The organism is Neptunomonas qingdaonensis (assembly GCF_900113275.1).
Lineage (GTDB): Bacteria > Pseudomonadota > Gammaproteobacteria > Pseudomonadales > Balneatricaceae > Neptunomonas > Neptunomonas qingdaonensis.
The window spans coordinates 308,864-330,810 of record NZ_FOOU01000001.1 but is presented as its reverse complement, the minus strand read 5'-3'; the positions used below and the strand labels follow the sequence as shown (position 1 = coordinate 330,810).

21 protein-coding genes are annotated in these 21,947 nt (G+C 45.0%); 7 read left to right on the top strand and 14 right to left on the bottom strand.

Annotated elements, in window-relative coordinates; translation table 11 throughout:
• Nucleotides 1-67 precede the first annotated feature (67 nt).
• Entirely contained in the window at nt 68-1,255 is a 1,188-nt protein-coding gene (locus BM099_RS01545; RefSeq protein ID WP_177201060.1) for an EAL domain-containing response regulator, read from the bottom strand.
• 298 nt (nt 1,256-1,553) lie between these two features.
• Between BM099_RS01545 and BM099_RS01540 the strand changes: the two genes are divergently transcribed.
• Complete coding sequence (locus BM099_RS01540) at nt 1,554-1,778, top strand: hypothetical protein (protein WP_090723463.1); 225 nt, start codon at nt 1,554-1,556, stop codon at nt 1,776-1,778.
• Between the two features lie 89 nt (nt 1,779-1,867).
• Here BM099_RS01540 and BM099_RS01535 read toward each other — a convergent pair whose 3' ends face one another.
• The 6 genes from BM099_RS01535 to nosR all read right to left on the bottom strand — a co-directional run bounded on the left by BM099_RS01535 (nt 1,868) and on the right by nosR (nt 9,652).
• Complete coding sequence (locus BM099_RS01535; protein WP_244889903.1) at nt 1,868-2,371, bottom strand: nitrous oxide reductase accessory protein NosL; 504 nt, start codon at nt 2,369-2,371, stop codon at nt 1,868-1,870.
• On the bottom strand, nt 2,368-3,195 hold the full coding sequence (locus tag BM099_RS01530) for an ABC transporter permease subunit (RefSeq protein ID WP_090723461.1): 828 nt from the start codon (nt 3,193-3,195) through the stop codon (nt 2,368-2,370). Before BM099_RS01530 ends, BM099_RS01535 begins: the two co-directional genes overlap by 4 nt.
• Nucleotides 3,192-4,109: an ABC transporter ATP-binding protein gene (locus BM099_RS01525; protein ID WP_090723459.1), complete on the bottom strand. Its 918-nt coding sequence runs from the start codon at nt 4,107-4,109 to the stop codon at nt 3,192-3,194. The genes BM099_RS01530 and BM099_RS01525 overlap by 4 nt, the downstream gene beginning before the upstream one ends.
• Entirely contained in the window at nt 4,093-5,445 is a 1,353-nt protein-coding gene (locus BM099_RS01520; RefSeq protein WP_232348871.1) for a nitrous oxide reductase family maturation protein NosD, read from the bottom strand. Before BM099_RS01520 ends, BM099_RS01525 begins: the two co-directional genes overlap by 17 nt.
• Nucleotides 5,446-5,546: 101 nt before the next feature.
• Nucleotides 5,547-7,448, bottom strand: a complete 1,902-nt coding sequence (gene nosZ / locus BM099_RS01515; protein ID WP_090723457.1) for a TAT-dependent nitrous-oxide reductase — start codon at nt 7,446-7,448, stop codon at nt 5,547-5,549.
• 47 nt (nt 7,449-7,495) lie between these two features.
• Complete coding sequence (nosR, locus tag BM099_RS01510; RefSeq protein ID WP_090723455.1) at nt 7,496-9,652, bottom strand: transcriptional regulator NosR; 2,157 nt, start codon at nt 9,650-9,652, stop codon at nt 7,496-7,498.
• A gap of 327 nt (nt 9,653-9,979) precedes the next feature.
• Between nosR and BM099_RS01505 the strand changes: the two genes are divergently transcribed.
• Together BM099_RS01505 and BM099_RS01500 are read left to right on the top strand one after the other, a co-directional pair.
• Nucleotides 9,980-11,020 carry an ethylbenzene dehydrogenase-related protein gene (locus tag BM099_RS01505; RefSeq protein WP_090723452.1) on the top strand — a complete coding sequence of 347 codons (1,041 nt, stop codon included), beginning with the start codon at nt 9,980-9,982 and terminating at the stop codon, nt 11,018-11,020.
• 55 nt (nt 11,021-11,075) lie between these two features.
• Nucleotides 11,076-11,801: a hypothetical protein gene (locus BM099_RS01500; RefSeq protein WP_090723449.1), complete on the top strand. Its 726-nt coding sequence runs from the start codon at nt 11,076-11,078 to the stop codon at nt 11,799-11,801.
• A 123-nt stretch (nt 11,802-11,924) separates the two neighbouring features.
• Here the strand turns inward: BM099_RS01500 and BM099_RS01495 are convergent, their stop codons facing one another.
• The 3 genes from BM099_RS01495 to BM099_RS01485 form a co-directional block, all read right to left on the bottom strand.
• Entirely contained in the window at nt 11,925-12,422 is a 498-nt protein-coding gene (locus BM099_RS01495) for an MOSC domain-containing protein (protein ID WP_244889902.1), read from the bottom strand.
• Nucleotides 12,423-12,425: 3 nt separating this feature from the next.
• On the bottom strand, nt 12,426-12,803 hold the full coding sequence (locus BM099_RS01490) for a methionine-R-sulfoxide reductase (protein ID WP_090723446.1): 378 nt from the start codon (nt 12,801-12,803) through the stop codon (nt 12,426-12,428).
• 178 nt (nt 12,804-12,981) lie between these two features.
• A complete protein-coding gene (locus BM099_RS01485; protein WP_090723444.1) occupies nt 12,982-13,866 on the bottom strand; it encodes a LysR family transcriptional regulator in 885 nt (294 codons plus the stop codon).
• Nucleotides 13,867-13,964: 98 nt separating this feature from the next.
• Here BM099_RS01485 and BM099_RS01480 point away from each other — a divergent pair, with 98 nt between their 5' ends.
• Complete coding sequence (locus tag BM099_RS01480; protein WP_090723441.1) at nt 13,965-15,146, top strand: MFS transporter; 1,182 nt, start codon at nt 13,965-13,967, stop codon at nt 15,144-15,146.
• A 174-nt stretch (nt 15,147-15,320) separates the two neighbouring features.
• Here BM099_RS01480 and BM099_RS20600 read toward each other — a convergent pair whose 3' ends face one another.
• The 3 genes from BM099_RS20600 to BM099_RS01465 form a co-directional block, all read right to left on the bottom strand.
• Complete coding sequence (locus BM099_RS20600; RefSeq protein WP_090723440.1) at nt 15,321-16,196, bottom strand: restriction endonuclease; 876 nt, start codon at nt 16,194-16,196, stop codon at nt 15,321-15,323.
• A 108-nt stretch (nt 16,197-16,304) separates the two neighbouring features.
• The gene (locus BM099_RS01470; RefSeq protein ID WP_090723423.1) at nt 16,305-16,484 is read right to left on the bottom strand and encodes a DUF6726 family protein; all 180 of its coding nucleotides are present in this window, start codon (nt 16,482-16,484) and stop codon (nt 16,305-16,307) included.
• Between the two features lie 397 nt (nt 16,485-16,881).
• A complete protein-coding gene (locus BM099_RS01465) occupies nt 16,882-17,436 on the bottom strand; it encodes a hypothetical protein (protein ID WP_090723438.1) in 555 nt (184 codons plus the stop codon).
• A gap of 580 nt (nt 17,437-18,016) precedes the next feature.
• Here BM099_RS01465 and BM099_RS20520 point away from each other — a divergent pair.
• From BM099_RS20520 to mauJ, 3 genes are all read left to right on the top strand, one after another.
• Nucleotides 18,017-18,571: a hypothetical protein gene (locus tag BM099_RS20520; protein WP_198064071.1), complete on the top strand. Its 555-nt coding sequence runs from the start codon at nt 18,017-18,019 to the stop codon at nt 18,569-18,571.
• A 2-nt stretch (nt 18,572-18,573) separates the two neighbouring features.
• The gene (locus tag BM099_RS01455; protein ID WP_090723436.1) at nt 18,574-19,029 is read left to right on the top strand and encodes a hypothetical protein; all 456 of its coding nucleotides are present in this window, start codon (nt 18,574-18,576) and stop codon (nt 19,027-19,029) included.
• Between the two features lie 394 nt (nt 19,030-19,423).
• Complete coding sequence (gene mauJ / locus BM099_RS01450; RefSeq protein WP_090723433.1) at nt 19,424-20,485, top strand: methylamine utilization protein MauJ; 1,062 nt, start codon at nt 19,424-19,426, stop codon at nt 20,483-20,485.
• Nucleotides 20,486-21,127: 642 nt separating this feature from the next.
• Here mauJ and BM099_RS01440 read toward each other — a convergent pair.
• Nucleotides 21,128-21,895, bottom strand: coding sequence for a hypothetical protein (locus BM099_RS01440; RefSeq protein ID WP_090723428.1), 768 nt, complete (start codon nt 21,893-21,895; stop codon nt 21,128-21,130).
• Between the last annotated feature and the right edge of the window lie 52 nt (nt 21,896-21,947).

Genomic DNA, 21,947 nt, shown 5'->3' with positions numbered 1-21,947 from the left:
TGGCGCATAACAAGCTTAGTCAATATTAACACCCAAGCCTAACGATACGCCAAATTTCATCGTTATTTTAGTGAGTCATTTTATCCCAATCACGTAGCCACTTTTCAAGCTTATCAACGCTCATCGGTTTAGCGATGAAATACCCCTGGAAGCTATCACAACCTGAGTGGCAAACCATCTGCCAATGTGCCAGCGTTTCTACCCCCTCAAGAACTACTCTCAGCCCTAAACGATTAGCCATGCCTATCATCGAATCGAGCACAGGTCTTTCACTTTCAGAGGCAACAGCATTTTGTACAAATAAGCGGTCGATTTTCACCTCATTGAAAGGCAAACTCTGCAGACGCTCAATAGAAGAGTAACCGGTACCAAAATCATCGATAGAAAGATTAATCCCATACATCGACAGGCGGCTTAGCACTTCTAAAGCCTTGATACGGTCTTCATTTAAACAGGACTCGGTTATTTCAAGCGTTACCAGGGTAGGCTTAATGCCGTATTTATTTATCTGTTCAAGAATAAAGCCCGGAAGCTCTAAGTCATTGAGTAACAACGCAGAGATATTGATAGCAACACGATAGCAATGACCCTGCTGATGCCATATTTTCCATTGTTTGAAGACTGAAATAATCTGATCTTTCGTCAGGCGAAGAATCAAACTATGTTGTTCCATTAAAGCGATAAAATCATCGGGAAAAACCAGATCTCTCTTGGGACTCTTTAATCTGGCAAGTGCTTCAAAACCAACAACATTACGTGTCATCGCACACACTTGGGGCTGATAATAACACTCAAAATAGCCCATTTCTAAAGCTTCAATTAACTCGGGCACTGTTAATTTCTCTTTAACAGTAGCGGGAGGTTTTACTGCGCCATGACTGCCGATACTCTGCAGCAACTGAACAACCGACTGCGGAGAGATAGGTTTAATGATAGTACCTAAAAATTTCAGCTGATGGTTTCGCACCAGATGCTCTACAGACTTGAGCACACGATGAGAGACTGAACTGACAATAACGATATAACCCTGAAAGCCTTGCTCTGCCAGCATGCGTAAAAACGCGACACCATCAACATCGGGCAAATTCAGGTCGCAAAAAACAACATCAATAGAGGCGGGATTATTTTCTAGTAACAGCAGTGCATCGGCCACATTATTAGCAACAAGTGCTTCTGCTGCACCCAGTTCATCCATAATGATCAACTGCAGCAATCCGGTAATGGCCTTGCTGTCATCAAGGATTAAACACTTCATCTTCCTAATGTCCATATGAATCCGTTCATTATTCAGTTCAGAATACATTCAGTATAGCCAAACTTTAGAGTGAGATACTATAGGGGTCTCTAAACAAAAATACCTATTTTATAAAACGTTTAAAAGCCGCTAACGCTCTTTATCTGAATTCAGCCTCTGTATTTAAATAAGACCAATGCTTTCTTTTTGATACCGTACAAAAACAACGCGGCTGATAACCGATGTGTTTCAGCTTGTTTATTGACAGATAGATAAGAATAACGCACCCTCTTTTTTAGATGAACAGGAGGATGATTTCATGAGCGAACAAGGCAGTGCAGGCAATGTAATAGCCGCTTTGTGTAACATTTTTATTCCGGGACTGGGGCACTTGGTACAAGGACGCTTGCTTGCCGCATTTTTCTTTTTTCTTACAACTGCAGCGGGATACGCCCTGTATTTTCTGATATTTCCCGCCATCATTGCCGCTATCATCCACTTAATCAGTATCATCAGTGCTGCCCGCTATAAGCCTCAGCCATAATACAGTGGCTTGTGTAATACTTTTCACCTAATCAAAGCATTACACTTTCCACGGCCCACATCAGTGAGAGCCCATCGCCAGCCTCATGCTCAGATAATATTAAGTGTCAGCTCATCAAAACGCTTCAACTCACCACCAAACTCTTTTGCAAAGGCCTCGGCGCTTTCTTTCTTTTTAAAGCTCCCCAGTGTTGGCCCCATCGCACCTTTTTTAGACGATCCAACAACAAACCAGGCTTTGCGAGCGTCGATGTAAGTATCTTCGCTGGGCTCATCCCACGGATTAACCGCCATATCATGTACAAACACAGACTGGATATTATGTTTATGCTCTGGATCAAGTGCATAAGCAAACATATCCCGCGTTGAGCAAAACTTCATGTTTTGCTTTATGCCACGCTCGTATACCTGACCTTTAGGGCCTGGAAAGCGGGCAATTAACATGCCGCAAAGGTGGCACTCATCCGCACTTTCAAGTGCCATCGCCTTTTGTGCCATCACCTTTTCTGTCGAACCCTGATTACATCCAGTTAAGCCGAACACGGCCAATAACAATAGTGCAGCCCAGATGCGCATACCGAAAAAGCTCTTCACAATGTTCTCCTGTTAAATAACGCCAGCGCCAATACTACGGGTACTGATAGCCAGACCAGCAAACTTATTAACAATGAAGTGGTCGATAAGCGCACATGTTCAGCGATAGCCATCAAGCCACTTAATTGCTGATCAGCAAAGTAGGTAATATTCACCAGCCGAAAGATATCGGTTGGATTCAACAGCAGCAAATAGGGAAAAAGCTCAGCGTCCACGTCGCCTTGCGTACCCACTAGCAAGCCCAACAAGCCCAGATCAAACACCAGCACGAACAAAAACCAGACAACCAATGCCAAACCTGCCGCTTTCGATTTTTCGGTCACACTGACACTAATCACATAGGCGAATGCGATAAAGATCCAGCCCAGTAAAATGGCAGACAGAATAAACAAGCTAAAGGGAACCACTAACTCCGCCCAACTGATATCCGGCGCAAACAGCCCCATGATCAAAGCAGCAGAGCCGAAACCCAATAAGGTTGAGAACGCCATAATAGCGCCGTGGCCGAGCATCTTGCCGCACAGAAGCTGCCAACGTGATAATGGATAAGTGAGTAACAACAACAAGGTGCCGCTTTCATCCTCACCTACGATCCCGTCGTAGGCTAGCATCAGCGCGATCAGTGGAATAATAAAAACAGCCAGACTCGCGAGGCTGATAATGGTGGTAGATAGCGACGTAAAGCCCACTTGCCCCGCAGCCGCTGAGCCAAAATAGGCTAAGCCCGTAGCCAATACAGCAAAAATCACAGCGATGGAAAGCACCCAACGGTTACGTAAACCATCACGAAACTCTTTTGCTGCAACAGTAATGATTGGGCTCATAGCATGCCCTCCATCTCATGACCCACACAGGTACGGGTATAGTGGGTATAAAGATCCTCAAGCGATGGCAAATGCAGGTCAATGTCTGTCACACCGGCTTGCGCCAGCATATGCTGCATGACTGGCATTTTTTCCTGTAATGAGAGTTTCAAACTGACACCATCCGCTAACGTAATCGCACGCGCTTGTAGATCTTGTGGTAACTGCAGGTCAGTACCTTTCACATTCAGCGTGAGCGGTAACTCAGCCTGCTGACGCAAAGAATTCAAACTCCCTTGGGCCAACACAGCGCCCTTACCCATAATCATGGCCCGATCGATATATTTCTCTACGCCAGGCAGCACATGAGAACAAAGAACCACCGTGCAACCCTGCTCTTTAAGCTGGGCAATACGATGATAAAAATCCTGAGTCGCCAGCGGATCTAATCCGACAGTGGGTTCATCCAACAATAGCAGTTTAGGGTTTCCCAACAATGCCTGAGCCAGGCCAAGCCGTTGCCGCATCCCTTTTGAGTAGGTTTTAACGCGTCGGCCAGCCGCTACCTTCAAGCCAACCTGTTCAAGCAAGCGATGACATTCAGATACCTGAATACCTTTAAGGCGAGCGAAGTAACGCAGCACTTCCAAACCAGTCAACTGCTCATAGAAGCTGACATTTTCCTGGAGAAAGCCTAACTGGTGGCGCTCCCGCCTTGACTCAGAAAGTGTCGGATCCTGACCAAACACACGCACTGAGCCCGCACTGGCTTTAATCAATCCGAGAATCAATTTAATGGTGGTGGTTTTACCTGCACCGTTATGCCCAAACAAGCCCAGCACTTCACCCTGCTGCAACACCAGATCCAACGGTTGCAGAGCATGCACCCCCTGATACCGTTTCTCTACACCACTTAACTCAACTATGTTTGTCATCAATCTTTTCCGTCACTGCCGCATCGCTGGCCGTTGAAGGCGATAAATTTTCTGGCATTTGCATCAAAGGATGGGTATCAACTACACCCTGTGCTTTAAGCACCGGGAACTGCCGCTGTACCCAACGAATTGTTTCAACTGCCGGACTATTCAATAGCACCTTGGCAGCAGGAAATTTCCATAACAGACGATCAACACCATCTGTCGGTTCATATTGTGTATCACCGATGCCATCGGCATCCATATCCCATCCGAGGTAGTCACTCCAATAATTCCCTACCCCTTCGTGAGACCAGTTCTGCTGGCGGGTAGCAACATATTTAACCTGCTCGCGGTTATTCACAAAGGCATTGCCGGTAAAAATATTGTCTTCTGATCCGGCGGTCATATGCACGCCTAAATCACTGTCTGAAAAATGGTTGCCGCGTATCTGGTTAAACAAAGAGTTATAAATAAACAGAGCTTTACCTTCAGTCACAGAGGAGCCGCTTGTTCCACCGCCGCTCTCGGAACGGTTATTCTGCACACCTGACACTCGATTATTTTCTAGCGTCGATTGCGTAATGAAATTCATCAATATTCCGTAGTTGGAATCATTCTCTGAAATATTATTGGTAACAGTCAGAAACTTGGATTGCATTAATGCATAACCGGTACGCGTATTAACCGTGCGGTTACCCGACACCAGGTTGTGATAAGAATACATATAGTGCACGCCATACCGTAAGTCGTGCAGATAGTTGCCGATCAGTTCATTGTTATTACTGGTATCAATATAAATACCATCACGGGTGTGCCACACTTCGTTGCCTTCAACTCGCGCCTTGCCTACATTAAACAGATGAATCCCATTACCACGGTCCTGTGACCGAACCTGTAAATTACCTTCTATGCGGTTTGCTTTAATCAGTACTTGCTGGGTACCGTCCACCCAAATACCAAAAGTATCGCCTACCAGATAGTTATTCAAAATGTGTGTTCTGGCTGCCCGTTTCTTAACAAACACGGCGGAGTCCATCTCCGTCAAATCACCACCCCAGTTGCGTATCTCTAATGACTCAATACGAACATCAGGCGCCTCAACTACGATCGCATGACCTGTACCATTGGCATCGATAATCGTACCGGAGTTACCCGTCAGAATCAGCGGCTTATCAATCTTAAAGTTACCGATATAACGGCCTGCATCCAGCAGCAGCTGGTCGCCCGGCTGCGCGCCATCAATGGCAACCTGAAGGCCATAAGAGGGAGTCACAACACGTACATCTGCACTGACGACCGTCAGCATACTAAGCTGAACCAGCACCACAACGATAAAGTTGTGCAGTAATCTCATCCCATTCCCCCTATGACTTACCGTAAGACAACAAAAGCCAGACGTAATCGACTGGCTTCTGTTGGAAATAACGAGAAAGTCAGACTTTCCCGTAAGGTAGATCAGGCTTTTTCAACCAACATACGACCACGCATTTCCATATGAAGAGCATGACAGAACCAGTTACAGTAATACCAGTGCACACCGACGTCATTAGCCATAAAGGTAACCGAAGCTGTTTGCTGCGGGCTAATTTCCATCTGCACACCGTGATTTACCACACAGAAACCATGCGATACATCTTCGATCTGATCCAGGTTAGTAATGACAACTGTCACTTCATCTCCCTGCTTCACTTTAAACTCATTCATGCCGTAGGCTGGCGCAACCGATGTCATGTAAACACGTACCTTGTTACCGTCACGAATCACTTTGTTATCGGTTTCAAGTGTCACGCCATCTTTCTTCGCCATATCAACCGTCATCGCGAAAGTAGGATCCTTACGGTCATACAGCTTACGCGTTTTAACTTTCGAGCGGTGAACAATGATACAGTCATGCGGCTCCGCAAAAGCAGGTCCATCGTGAATCAACTTCATCTCATCACCGGAAATATCGATCAGTTGATCGTTCTCAGGATGTAGCGGTCCACACGGCAAGAAACGGTCTTTCGAAAATTTCTGCAAAGATACGAGGTATTGACCATCCGCATCACGGGTTTCACCCATCGAAGTATGGTTGTGACCTGGCTGATAATGCACATCCAGCTTCTGCAGGATGTAATCAACTTTTTCACCCTTGTACGCAGCAATCGCATTATCGATATTCCACTTACAGATCTGGCTATCGATAAACAAAGTGGTAAATGCATTTCCTTTACCATCAAACGCTGTATGCAATGGCCCCAGACCCAGTTCAACTTCAGCGACAACCGTATCACGCGGCTCAATCTGATCGGCAAACAATGCATCAAACTTATCCAGTTGGAATACGGTAACAGTTGGGGATAACTTGCCATTCGCTACTGCGTACTTACCATCCGGTGACGTATTAATACCATGCGGGTTCTTTGGAACGGGTACATAGCGAGTAAGCTCTGAACCTTTACGACCATCCAACACAGGCACTTTAGAGTCACCCAATGTTTGGAACTTGCCAGCTTTCACTGCGGCTTCTATACGCTCAATATTGAAAATAACCAAGTGATCACGCTCATTACGCATAGAGCCTGCCAGGTCGACTGCACCTTCAGAGTTATAACACGTAGAGAATGCATACTTACCGGTGTAATCCGCATCGGTGTTATCAAGGTTCCCGTCTACGATAATCTGCCAATCCACTTCCATGGTCTCAGCATTCAGGCCGTTGAACATGGTGTAGTAACCTGCAATGTCATCCATATTGGTGCCATTGTTTGGATGAGGCATACGGAATTCGGCATTAGCGAAGACATACTTGGTAAAAGGCACTTTCTGTACACGCAAGCCGTGAATTGCCTGGCAGTTAGGTATAGTAGTGATCTTATCAGTTTTCATGATATCAACGCGGATACGGGCTACACGAGTGTTAGCTTTATCGTTGATGAAAAGATATTTACTATCATAATGACCATCAGTCATGGACATATGAGGGTGATGACAGTCACCATTCAATGGTGCGTTTTGGCCCAAAACAGCTTTAGACTCATTGGTGATGCCCCAACCGGTAGCACTATCAACATTGAAAACAGGGATGCGCATCAACTCACGCATTGAAGGCAAGCCCAAAACACGCACTTCACCCTGATGGCCACCACTCCAAAAACCGTAGTACTCATCTAATTCACCAGGACCAACGGTATGCTTAGCATCTGTAGATGCGTGAGCAACGGACGGCATCATTGACGAACCAAAACCGACACCGGCCGCCCCTACTAACGCAGCTGAGCCACCCAGAAAAAGACGACGGCTCAGCTTTACATGCTCACTGGCATTGCGGTCTTCTGTATCAATCGCTGGCAAATCTTTATCTTTAGGATTAATCATTTATCTTCTCCGAAACAATTATTTGTCGATGTTTGTTAGTTCACTGCTCAGGTTTTTACCGGATCAGTAATGTCTATACTCGGTATGTGGTTTTGAACCATTGCCGCTTTTTGAGCTTTACGTTTTTTCACTACAAGTGGAGGACACTTATCATGGTTGTGATAGGTCATCTGGCAATCCAGACAGTGGTGGCACTCGTTAGCATTGATGGTGCCATCCGGGTGAATCGCCTGAATCTCACATTCATTTGCACATAGCTTGCAGGGTTGGCCGCACTCTTTACGACGATACAACCAATCAAACAAGCGTAACCGCGCGGGTATTGCTAAAGCAGCGCCCAATGGACAGATGTAACGGCAGTAAACTTTACGGGTAAAGATAGAGATAAACAGCAAGATGCCGGCATATAGAACATATCCCCACTCACGCTGGAACTTCAGCATAATGGCCGTTTTAAAAGGCTCGACTTCCGCATAGCGTTCAGCTTCACCAATCGACTCAAGCGATACAGCAAACAAGAGTAATAAAATGATGTATTTGATCGCCCAGAGCCGCTCATGTACCGCAAACGGAAGTTCGAACTGTTTGATTTTTACTGCTCTGGCAATCTCATTAATCAGCTCCTGCAACGCCCCAAACGGGCACAGCCAACCACAGAAAATACCCCGCCCCCAGAGCACCAGGGTCATAGCGACAAACCCCCAGAGAATAAACAACACGGGATCTAACAGAAATACATCCCACTGAAACTTACCCATAGCCGCATGCACAAACGTAAATACGTTAACAATCGACAGCTGCCCTAAGGTGTACCAGCCAATAAAGAACACCGTATAGGTAAGAAAGATATGACGAACATTACGTAACAGTTTTGGATAACGTACCAACCAGTCCTGGAGGAAAATAATGATCGTCAGGAGCAGTAAACTGACACTTAATACACCAATTTGAAACGCTTTATCCTTCCAGACAGATACCCACAAAGGCTCATCGACCGGCGCTTCCACAATCACTGGCTCAGGGCGCGTGATATACGCCTCTGGTGTCATGTAGTCACCAAAAAAGCTGGTAAAGACGCTGTCTAATGCACCGACTTGTCGACGCACCAGCAATTCAACCTGCCAGGGGGTGCCGATATCAAACTCATACTGGCCACGAACGATAAACAAGGCCATCTCAGTAAAACCAGGGAAGCCTTTAATATATACATCATTTAAACGATAAAAATCGGAATCGTGAAAGCTAATCACCTTATCGGATTGCTGCAGCTGCAACCGGTCGAAAATTCCGCCACGTACATAGCCGTTACCTTTAAAGGAGTAGCGGCCTTTGCCCATCACAGCAATCACCTGGTCACCGGGCTTAATTTCACCCATCAACCAGTTATATTCGCTATCACCTAATAAGTTGCGACCAATGGTCGGAATATTAACCGGTGCATAGTAAAGATCGATAAAGTGTTCTTGCTGATGCTGCCCCTCACCCGGCCCCTGCTTTTCTGCTGCCGTGCCTTTAAACGCTTCATTCACATCGCCACGAGTTAGCGACAGATGACGAATAGATCCATCACCGGTAAGTTCTTCCCAGGAAGCTTCCTTGAAAACATCAGTTTTAACAGTAGCAGGAGGAGTTTTCGCCTCCTCAGATAACCCCAGCAAACCTAACTGCTGAGCTACTTTTCGGGCAGCACGCATCACAGTTTCGTTAACCACCATGACGGTGACTGTTGCACCAGAAATAGCATCCAGACTAATTACATCACTGCTATTAGCCGCACCTACTTTAATTCTGTCCGTCAGCTTGAACGGCAGATACTGTGCAGCGAAATCAAATAAAGTATGCTCAGGAATACCCACCAGCAGAATGGGCTCATGGTGCTCAAGCACTGTGGATAGCTTGAAATTCCCCTCCAGATCAATGGCTATGAGCATTCTAACGGGCTTACCGGAATAAGCGGCGATATCAACAACATCCTGTGACTCAAAGGCATACCCGAGTACTTGATCACCCTTAGTGACGGTACGGATAATGGCAGAGCCCTCTGCAATCGGCGCTTTTTCACTAATATCCGTCGCTTCAGGAAAGACACTGCGAATTAACTCAAGCTGCTGTTCTTGTGAAACGGGGACCATCGCAAATGCACTGGAAGCCAGAACAAAAAACGTAAATAGCGTAACGATCCATCGTTTTATATATCTGTTCATCAAACGTTCTAACCTCTCAAGCTATATATCATACTGCGACATAATGACGCAGGTTATAGAAACGCCACTAAAAGTGACTTGATGGATATCAAGTAATCGATATATGAGTCGCGCCTAATGGTCATCGCAAAAAGTGATTCTTTATAGTCCTGCAGGTTCTACGACCTTCCTGTATGCGACTTGCCTTTGCTCTGGCCAACGCCCCATACGATTCAAGTTTGACATACATCAAGCAATACCCTGTTTAGCCGAAACCCCTGCTTATATGAGCAGCCAAACGCCACAACACGCTCTATGCTGAAGATAGACATATAAGGAGAATAAAAAATGCGTAAGACTCTGATTGCAGCAACGGCGACTAGCATCCTTTTAGTTCCTATCGCTCAGGCAAAACCACTGGGCATACTTGACAACGTCGCCACCACGACTGCTATAGAAGTGGATGGTATGGCTGAAGCGGCATGGGATGCGGCCCCGGTGCTTAGCGTGGTACTGGATCAAACCCCCTACAAACCAAACAACGGTTATGAAGGCATCACCAAAACCACGATGAAAGTACGCTCGATGCACGATGACAAAAACGTTTACTTTTTCCTGGAGTGGGATGACCCAACAGAGAGCTTGAACCGTTACCCATGGATGAAACAATCTGACGGCAGCTGGAAACAGCTGGCGAATAAAGATGATACCGGACACGACAACACCTATTACGAAGATAAAATGTCGATCCTCTGGAATATTGATGTTAAGGCATTCGACAAAAAAGGCTGCGGGGCTGCCTGTCACATGGCAAAAGGAGGCAAACAAAAGGGTCGGGACGATAAAGCACCCGGCCGTAAGTACACTAAACCGGGTACAACTCTCGACATGTGGCATTGGAAAGGCGTCAGAACCAATCCAAATGCTCAAATTGACGATCAATTTATCGATGACAACACCGATCCAGAGAAGAACAAAGGGTGGGGACGTCACGGCGACCACAAAACAGGTGGCGGATACAAGGACAACATAGCTGACGGTAAACCGGCATTCGTTCAAGCAGACCTGGCCGCTGATGCCACTGTGATATTTGAAAGCCAGAAAACGCCTTTCAGCAGTGATATGGATGAGATCAAACGTATACCAGGCATAGTAACATCGGCCTTTTCTGGTTCACGTGGTGATATCGCCGCTAAAGGGGTATGGAAAGATGGAAAATGGTACTTAGAGATCAGTCGTCCTCTTGTTACCTCTGGAGAGCAAGCAGATGTGCAGGATGTACAGTTTAATGACCTGAAAAAAACCTACTCTTTCGGCCTGTCTATTTTCGATAACAGCCAAATTAATCACGTTTACCATAACGGCGTATTAAACATGGTGTTTAAATAGCAATACCTGAGGTGGGCGAAAGCCCACCCACCAGACACAATTGATATGGAATCCTATGATGATTAAAGCTCTCAATCCTGCTGCTCGTATCGCTCTATCTGGATTTTGTCTGTCCGTACTCATGGGACTGGCTTATGCCATGCTGGCTATCTCCATGAGCGTTACCGGAGGTCAAACACTTATTCCCAGCCTTGATAAAGTGCAGCAAAAATACGCGGGCATTATGATCGTCAGTGCCATGCGGGGCTCTATGTATGAGCATGTATCCGAAGATGAATCCATCGATGCGGTTCAACAATGGGTTGAGGCAGACGCCCCCGAAGACACTTATGATTCACATATCGCAGAGATAATGGATACCGATTGCACTAACTGCCACAGCGTCGACTCGACCATGACAGAAGCGATCCCATCCATGCCGCTCACCACCTATGAAGAGGTGCTTGCAACCACTTCACGCGGGCAACCCTGGAGTAAAATAGCAGTACAAACGCACACTCACCTTTTTGCCATCAGTGCACTCATCATGATCTTAGCGATTGCGCTCTCTTATACACAAACCCTCAACTGGGTTAAATACCTGCTGATCAGTGGGGCATTTATAGGCTTATGGGGCGATGCGCTCTCATGGACATTGGCAAAATATATTGCCTTTGCGGGCTACCTGATTCCGTTTACCGGTGCGCTATTAACAGGCTCAATGGCTGCTATGGCGATGATAGTGTTACTCGACTGCTGGGTTAAGGTGCCGCTGATCGCGGCCGCTAATCAAAAGTCTTAAGCTGACACAAATAGCCAACAAGAGTCAGCTCATACCGATGCGCTAAAGATAAAGAGAAGCCCTCACAAGGAGCTTCTCTGTATTATTTTCAGGATCATTCTGAATACCTGAAACAAGCTCACACTATAGCTTAACCACCTCATCACCTACCCCAATAACGCCTCCCTTCAGAATCTTTGCGCAGATACCACCGTGGCCTAGCATGGCGGCGACCGCACCTTTACCCAGCGCTTGCTCCATGCGCAGACAAGGGTGGCATTGCGCTGTTGCTTCAAATTCCACGTCACCAATACGAAAACGCTGATGCCTGAGTGCCATCAAATTGATACCAGACACCACCAAATTACGCCGTAATACAGCAGGATCAATCGACCCAAGCGCCAACAGCTTAGCGACTACCCCGATATGCTCATGATTAATCAAGGTCACCTGTCGGGCCGAACCCGGCGACCCCTGACAGCGCCGGTCTCCGGCAAGCCCCATATCAATAATCGCTTCTACTTGTAAAACCCGCTGCATCTCTACTTTGCGTTCGGGACGTAAACCAATCCACTCCAAACGGCCCGGTTTAAGATCCTGCAGATGCCGGCTTAATAAACGCCCAACCGTATTAACACTCACCGTTTACGCTTTTACAAATTTTATAGAGATCGAATTAACGCAGTGACGCGTATCCTTTTCAGTTAGTCGCTCGCCTTCAAAGACATGCCCCAAATGGCCATCACAGTTAGCACAGACAATTTCTGTACGGCTACCATCCGCATCGGTCACACGTTTGATAGCACCTTCAATTTCATCATCAAAACTCGGCCAACCGCAACCAGATGGAAATTTATCCGTCGAACGGTACAGAGGCGCATCACACTGCTTACAGACAAACATGCCATTTTCATAGAAGTCATCGTACTCACCTGTAAAAGGCCGCTCAGTACCTTTGTGCAGAATCACTCGCTGCTCTTCTGCATCCAGTGGGTTTAACTTTACATTCCGGGAAGTGCTCATAAATTAAACTCCTATTCATCAGCTGGCAGAGCACCTTTTGCTCCGCTAACCTAAGAGCATACCTTATGTTTATTCTGCTGTATTTACTCTCTACCCAGTAACCTGAACCCGCCGGTACCTGTCGCTGAAAAGCCCGCTGTAATTCCAATATGTCGTCAGGCCACCCTAAATGACTGTTTTAATCCAGAGTCAGCCTTGATCGCACGAACTCAACAAAGGCATGAATTCTGGCTGATAGTGCGCTGTTGCGGTAGTAGACCGCCTGCACCTGCTCCCGAGGATGCGGAGACTGCACATGGTCGGGCAGTACTACTTTCAATCTGCCAACGATCAGGTCTTGTTTCACCATAAAGCTCGACAAGCAGCAGATACCCTCCCCTGCCAGACAAACTTGGCGTAGCACTTCACCACTGCTGGATGCCAGATCTGGCTTGATCTCAAGGCCTTCGCCGACCGGCCATAAGTTCAGGCGCGATGGTTGAATAAAGCCTAATAATCGGTGTTGTGCTAAATCTTCGACGGATTGTGGAGTGCCGTTACGCTTCAAATAATCAGTGCTGGCGACCAAATGAAGCCGGGAGCTACCCAACTGAGTTGCATGCAGAGTGGAGTCTTCCAGTTTGCCTATACGGATAGCAACATCAGTACGCTTTTCCAAAAGGTCGATGATCCCTTCGTTGGTACTTAGCTCCAGCCTGATACCGGGATAAGCCTTCTGAAATTCGTCTATTAACGGCACCAATTGATGCAGCATAAAGGGAGTGGCTGCATCAACACGCAACCGACCCACAGGTTTATCCATCCAGAGCCGAAGCTGCTCCTCTGCAGCCTCCAGCTGTTGCAAGCCCTGGCGTATTTCCCGAACAAAGGACTCACCTTCCTCGGTCAGTGACACCCGGCGAGTGGTACGTTGAAGTAGGGCAACACCCAGTTGCTTTTCCAATCGTTGAATACCACGTGATACTTTGGCGACGGCTACGTCCAACTGGTTCGCGGCAGACGAAAAGCCACCACAATCAACCACTGTCAGCAGCAACTCTAGATCATCAGAACGACTTATCATTGCATTTTTCTTAAAAGTAATTTGTTATTAATGCTATTTTTCGCATAAGTATTCGCGATTAAAATCTCCTCGTCAATTGAATATTACGGGGAAAACCTATGCCTATTGCTTTACTTGCGCTCACGCTGAGCGCCTTCGCGATAGGAACAACCGAATTTGTTATCGTCGGTCTAGTTCCTACTATTGCCCAGGATCTGGGTGTGTCCTTACCCTCTGCCGGTTTGCTGGTGAGTCTTTATGCACTAGGCGTCGCTATCGGTGCCCCAGTATTAACCGCACTAACAGGTCGCTGGAACCGCAAATCGGTACTGCTATCATTAATGGCGCTCTTTATCGCTGGCAACCTACTGGCATGGATGGCACCCAGTTATGATTCGTTAATCGCTGCACGGATACTCACGGGTCTGGCTCATGGGGTATTCTTCTCGATCGGATCAACCATCGCGACTAGTTTGGTTCCTAAGGAGAAAGAAGCCAGCGCCATAGCGATTATGTTTACTGGCCTGACCGTTGCTTTGGTAACGGGCGTACCGCTGGGTACCTGGATTGGCCAGGCGTTCGGCTGGCGTACCACCTTCCTTGTGGTTTCAATCCTAGGGCTGGTTGCTCTGATCGGTAGTGCTCTGCTGATCCCAAGCAACCTGAAACAAGGAAGAACTCCTCGACTGGCGGAACAACTGAACGCGCTAACACAACCACGCCTGCTACTGGTCTACTGCATAACCGCAGTCGGTTACGGTGGCACCTTTGTCGCTTTCACTTTTTTAGCGCCAATCCTTGAGCAGGTCTCCGGCTATGCCCCAAGTTCAATAGCCATGCTAATGGTTTTCTATGGCGTATCGGTAGCTATCGGTAATATCTGGGGTGGTAAACTGGCTGACCGAATGGGACCGGTCCGGGCATTGCACATCATCTTCACTTTATTAGCGCTGACGTTGCTTGCCTTCACCTTTACCGCTGGTAATCAAATAACGGCGGCACTTACCATGTTGATCTGGGGGGCCTTTGCTTTCGGCAACGTACCAGGCTTGCAGGTTTATGTCGTACAGCTGGCTGAGAAGCACACGCCGCACGCGGTTGATGTTGCCTCGGGCCTAAATATCGCCGCCTTCAACGTTGGGATTGCTTTTGGTGCTTACATTGGAGGTTACATTGTCGAAGATATGACGCTGATGGATACACCCTGGATCGGCTCGCTGATAGTTGTTCTCGCATTAATTCTAACTCGCTTATCTGGCTTCTTAGATAACCGTGATATGCGAATGGCAGCGCCTGTCTAAGCAGAGACATAAAGCAAGCATTTGGGATGTGCTGCCTGATCATATCCACTAAACAGGGCCAGCAGTAGGTTGCTGGCCCGCACTTTTCTACTATTCAGGAGTATTCCTGGATAGCTTTAAGCCGCTTATCAAGCGCACTTTTATTTTTTGCAATATAACTTTCACATTCAGCGATCATATCTGAGTAATCCCTCGGCATTTTGGAAACTGAGAACACCCCCAGAACTCATTGCCCGCATTCGCACCCTTTCTCGCTTTACGTTTCACCATACTAGATGCACATGCTGGACAAACCGGCGTCTCAGGCGTGGTTTCAGGCTCTTCTAACGCGCTTTCTGGGGTAGCTTTCTTTGCAGCCAAAATCATTTTCTTCAGCTTTGGCCCATCGATGAGTCCGAGCTTCTTGCCTTTGGAAAAGGTAATCGCCTCTGCCGTGAAATAGCCGGACGTGACAACAAAACCACCTTTAACACCGGCAGCAGCAATAACACCGTAGAGCTCACGTATAACCGAGACACCCACGCTCTTTGCCTTCCAATGTTTACACTGCACAAAGAAGGTTTCACCGTCCTTTTTCAAGTAAACATCGACACCACCATCAGCGCCAACCTCTCCGCCATCGATGACTCTATAGCCCTGCAAACGAAAAGCCTGACCTACCAATAACTCAAACTGCTGCCAATTCATGGCATCAGTAGGTTTACCCCTATTCTGAGGGTTTGTAGTAACTGTCTGTTTGGAATCTGTTGAAACGTATTTCTCAGCTAAACGACGCCCCTTAAACGCTTTAATGGCTGAGATAGCGGCCCCCAGACAAAACACGAAAGGCACTAAATATTGCATGGCCATCAAGAAAGGCTGAAACATTATTCGTGTCATGTTTTGCGGTACGTAACTGCCGGCTTGCATCTCCGGAGTGGGCGCCTGACTGGCAAAGTGATGTAACACAAAATAACTAATCACGGCTAAGATCAAGCTCACCCAGTAAGGCAATGTTGATGCTATATCCATAAGATCTTCAAGCGGTGAGGAGCGTCTTTTCCGTGACATACGAACATCCTAATATTCAGAGTGTATTACAAGCACATTGAATGTAGCAGACAATTTAAAATCTGCTAGTGACGCACCGACTTACGCATACGAATAACGTAAACAGCCTTACAGTGGCACCAAATCAATAACATCAGCCGTCGTATCAATAGCAGCATCAGCAACATTACCCACCACTGGCACCACAGAGATAACCGCCCCGCCAACACGCATCGGCACTGTTACAACTTTTGTTAAGAAACAGCCCTGCAGAGAGAGCGCCAGTAAAACTATAATAAGGGGTTTCATGTGTTAACCATCCAGTTCATACAAAGCAATTGAAAGGGTGAATTCAGAAAGACAACCCTACTCCTGCGGACAGCAATACACCGGCACTGTGATCAAATTGTGACCATAGAGGATTATTCATTCGAAAATGATTGAGGGTACGCCGCAGCTTGGGAGGAAGTGTAGTAGGTTAATCAGAAAAAACAGAGACTTAGAGAAGTAAAACTAAGGAGTAGAAATGGCGCGCTTGGAGGGAGTCGAACCCCCGACCAACAGGATCGGAAACCGGGCTTAGAACGCTCTCAAAGGTTCTGTAAGCAACGATCTCCAGACCTCATCATACTTAGGTAATCACACTGAAATCCGGTTGAGAAGCGGTTACAGTGGGTTATGCTGCGGCACTGTGACCAGTTTGTGCCTAATGGGTGTTCTTATCTGGTTTCGTCACAACTTTATGAATACACTTAAAGTGCACATTTTCGCCATTACTCTTTTCGGTATTACCGTTTTCTGAGGCATTATTAATGGCCGTGAAATACCTATCTTGCCAATGCCAATACTCTTTTCTGAAATACTTGTCTATGTACTCTTTATCTAGCTCGCCAACAAACAGCAGAAAATCTAACTTTTTGAAAAAGTGCTCAATTTTAGAAATTTTTTGCCAGTCATCTTGAGAGAGCTCATCATGTAATTGACTCCATGAAGGCATAGAATCATCTAGACCGTCTTTTGGTTTCAAAGCTTTAAGAGTACGCCCAGCATCATTCCTAATTTGAATAAAATCGGGAGAGGTGTATTCCTGAATAAGATCTAGGCTGCGCTTTTTTCTTTCACGAATAATCTCATGCCGCATAATTAAATATGAGGTAACTCCTGCGCCCACAAAAGCCCCAAATATGGCTGCACCAAAATCCCCAGATAAAACCCCTACAAGTGAGTCTAATACACCATCCATCGTTGTTATCACTTCCATATTAAAACAGTACCATCTAATTTAAATGCGGGATTGTTTATACATATACATCAATTTAAAATCTACTTATATTACACAATACATCAAAATCAATCGTTTGATTTTATTACCATTTAGTAGATAGCGGCAATCTCCAGACCTCATCATACTTAGGTGATCGCAACGAAATCCGGAGGAGAAGCGGTCACAGTGGATTATGCTGCGGCAGTGTGACCAGATTGTGGCTATTGTTACTTTCAAAAACCCACTTTAGAAAAACAGGTATTCCCGCAACCGGGCATCGCCCCAAAAGTGTCTTACCCCGTTCAATGTACAGCTTTTTTAGTACGAAATTGGCCAAGAATTTATTTATCATTACAGGTGAATTTAGGAATTATTCCTATATTCAAACAATGCGCTTGCTGCTAATTTCCCCTCATTCAATAACAATCTAACTTATTGATATATTTGACTTTGTATCAGGTCCTATTTTTCTTAGCTTCGATACGGTATTTAAGAAGCTATTTTGAGCTTATGTATAGAAATACGATCTAAAACGAATCATCTATGCATAACTTATTTTTTTATTGAGGAGTTAATTATGCAATGGAAGTCTCTCGCCTTTATTTCTATCTTGAGTGTTTTTATCGTAACTGGGTGCACGAGCGTACCTCCTGTTGATTTCACGGTTCAAGACGTAGGAATGGTTGATAACAGGAAAGATGTTGAGCTTAAATCTTTAACTGTAGGCTTTGCTCCGCAGTCACAGCAAAGTAAGGTTGAGGCGAACGCAACCATTCCACCTCTTTGGAAAGAGTCGCTTCAGGATGCTTTGAATAGATCTCTAGTTTTCAGAGACGACATGGAGAAGAAGGTCAACCTCTCAGTTCGAATTACTGAATTCGACGTCCCTGCTGGTGGCGCATCCATGACAACTCGTGTTTCAGCAATTTACGAGATGGTTGATAGAAATACTGGCGACCTTATTTTCACACAACAAATATCAAGTGAAGGCGTTGTTCCTTTTGATTATGCTTTTTTGGGTATGGCGCGTGCAGTTGAATCTTGGAACAGGGCGGTCAGAAACAACATAGCTGACTTTATTAATACATTGGATAGCTCTGATATTTCCAAGCCTGTATTTAAAGGTGAGTAAGCGTGTTTAGCATTTCACGCTTATCAATAATTGCGCTTTGCTCGATCATTCTTACATCATGCGTTACAGATGGTGTTGGTAGGTATCGTGTCCAAAGTATTGGAAATGCACAAAGGTCTGTTGCGGCGTTAGTTTTATCTGCCAATCCAGTTATTATAGCTCAACAAACCTCTGGATCTGGCGCAAACGCTGGTGGTGCATTAGGTGGGGCAATGGCTCTTGATAATTCTGACAGTGCCACAGCTTTGATCGCTGGAATAATTGCAGGAGCTGTTGTTGGCGACCTTCTAGAGGCTAATGGTAAAACTTATGACGGAACTGAATATGTCATCGAATCTGAAGCAGGTCTATTACTCACAGTAGCCCAAGTAAACAGCGGTGAGGAGGTATTCAGTAAAGGGGATCGTGTCATCCTTGTGTATGGTTACCCCCATAGACTTATTAAGGATCCGAGATGAGAAAGCTTGGCTTAATTACGTTTGCGCTGCTGCTGATAGCCCTTGCTTTATATTTTTATGCACCGAGCCCTTGATGCCGCATACCAGTATCTAATATGTTGCTTAAATTGTTTAAGCTAATGCATATAACCCCTTGCCTTTAGTTATAAAAGGCAGGGGGTTGTTTATTTGCTGAGCGTGCGCCTCTGCACTTCTTAAACTGAGAAACCCGTTGGTCTCACCGGACTTAGCTTTATAGCCTTCCGACTTACCAAGATTATCGCAGGCACCTGCTTTCAAACGAATTTTTGAGCAAGGACGATGTTGATACGAAAAAGAAGTGAAAAGAATTTTTAACACAGGTCTAACGGGGTAGGCTAATACTTATGTGAATCAAATTTAAAAGGAATCGATAATGGCAAGGAACCGTAAGAGTAAAAAAGGCTTTAAACGAAGCAGTTCCTCAAAACCTATAACTGGAAAAAGAGAGCATACTTTATTAAAAAGCGTCTCTAAAGAAGAAGGGGCATCAACCAGCATTCAATTGGAAAGTTTAGGTCGTCCCGGTCAACTCATAGAGCTCCATATTGAAGCGCTTTTTAAAAGTCATAATAAAAAGTATATTGAAAAACAAGAAGATATTAATCTAAGGTCTTTCAAAATAGTTGGTTTTCTTGGGAAAGATTCAGGTATAAAAGGGAACGTATCGACTAAATTAGACAAAAACAATGGCTGTTCGTATATGAATGTGTCTGAACATCACGATATGATAAAGTTTTCAACTCAAATGGGAGATGTTGATATTCTGAAAAATGAAAAAAATGAGCTTATACAAATAATTTTTAATTGCCTAGCAACATCACAACAAGAGGCAAGAAAGATATTCTCAAATATTACAGCCCCTTTTTTAGATTACGTTAGTTTCATAGGAAATATCCCAATACATATCAATTTGGTATCTTGTATTGACATAAACAACAATATAGAAACAATATCTTTTGTAAGTCCGTACAAAAACGTTTTATTAAATATAGGTGAGTTGTCGTATCCAATTGAGATGCACCCTTTATATGCGTTATATCGAGAATCAAAAAACTCCGGAAGTCCTTTCTATAAATTTCTATGCTTATATAAAATACTAGAAGGTGCATACCAACACTTGATTCCAGCTATATTTAAAAAATGTAAAGAGTTAGATATTAATATCGCCAGGTATAAAATTTTAGTACCTGACATCGATTATCAAAATACGGTAGCTAATGATCTTAGAGGGGAATCTATTAAAACGGTATTTGATGATCGCTTCACACCAGAGTTTAGGAACAATATTGCACATTTTCTAAATAACGATTCGCCTTTAATTGTCAGCGACATAATTACTTCTGTCGGTTTTGATACGGAAATTTCGCTTATTGAAGAATGTGCGAAAGAAATGATTAGAGTGCTCAACCTCTATTATCAAGAGCTGCCAAGCTAACCCACTGAATCCCTTCCCGCCAGACACATAAAAGCACCGCACATGAGCCTATTGTGGTGCTTTCGCTTGACTTAAGCGCCGATGACAGCATTAGCAACGTTACCTAGCCCGGTACCACAGAGATAACCGCCCCACCAGCAACAGCACCACCCTCACCGGTAACACCTCTATATAGTAAACGGCAAACCGTCGGATACCGAGCGTTAGTAATGGATACCTAACCTAGTGATGGTTGAGATAAATGATTAAAAAAGTAATCATTTTTTATTCAAGCTGATCGAGTAAATCCTTGCCATTCTCGGTCTTACTGCTGTGTAGTTTTTGATATACCATTTTGGCCCGGTTTTCAGGAATTCACCTGCTTCTAGCCCTTCTTCGACTAGAGAAGATACAACATCGAAATCATGATTTGGAAAATCTTCTGTCTGTAAACAGTCTTTAGTTTTCAATATCTGTATGAGGGCCCGCTTTGTATCGTAATTAGTCATATTAGCCGTAATCCGGTTGTTAATTCACAGCCAATTATTCATCGCATTGCGTCGAAAACAACTCAGTTGCCCACAGGAAATGTGCGTAACTGTGTAGCAAGGGCAACACACAAAGCCAACTAATACTGAGCTACAAATTTCTCCTCTTTTAATTTTATTCTTTTAAATCGAGCTGCTTGTCATTTAGTAAAGCCTCGAAATCAAAACCAACAAACTTTGCTTCAGGATATTCGTATTTAAGCGACTCACGAATTTTCTTAAAGTACTTCATTGAATTAGATATGCCATTATTTAGATTGCGATTTAAGTCATCAGCTATATCTTTTAGTTCAGCATAATCTTTTGGAGAGTCTTTTTGTAGTTGAACATCAACAAGTTTCATGCTCGCACTACCATAGACACCTACGTTTAACTTGCTCATCATCTCTTGAAGTATCTTTTTGTGATTTTTGTTATGTATTTCAAATAAGGCAAGACACGTATGATGGCATGCAACGATGTCTTGAATATTGATAGTTGTGTTCGGGTCGCCCTCAATCAAGCGATCAGGTATGACTATGTCAGAAAAATCAGATCTTAAAGGCACGAGCACTAAAGGCTTGTACCTTACATAATTTGGGTAACCACGATGGTCTTTAATCATTGATGCATCCTTACAATTAACTAGCTCAATAACTCGGTAACCCAGCGCAAATAGCAAGCGATTCCCCTGAATCACCTCTTTCCTGAACACGTCCTGCTTTGCTGAACTACGTTGGAGTCTAAAAGCAACAAAAGCACCGACTCCAGTACCAAGAGCTGCAAGTAGAACTTGCAATACCATTCCAGAAAATGATCCACCCCCTCCCGATAAGAGAGAAAAACTAATGGCTAAAAAGAATAAACCGGAGAGAAAACCACAGGTAAACTGAACGACAGGCATAATCAATCCTTGAGGTGTCGTGAACGAGCAAAAAAGTACTTTATGTAAATAT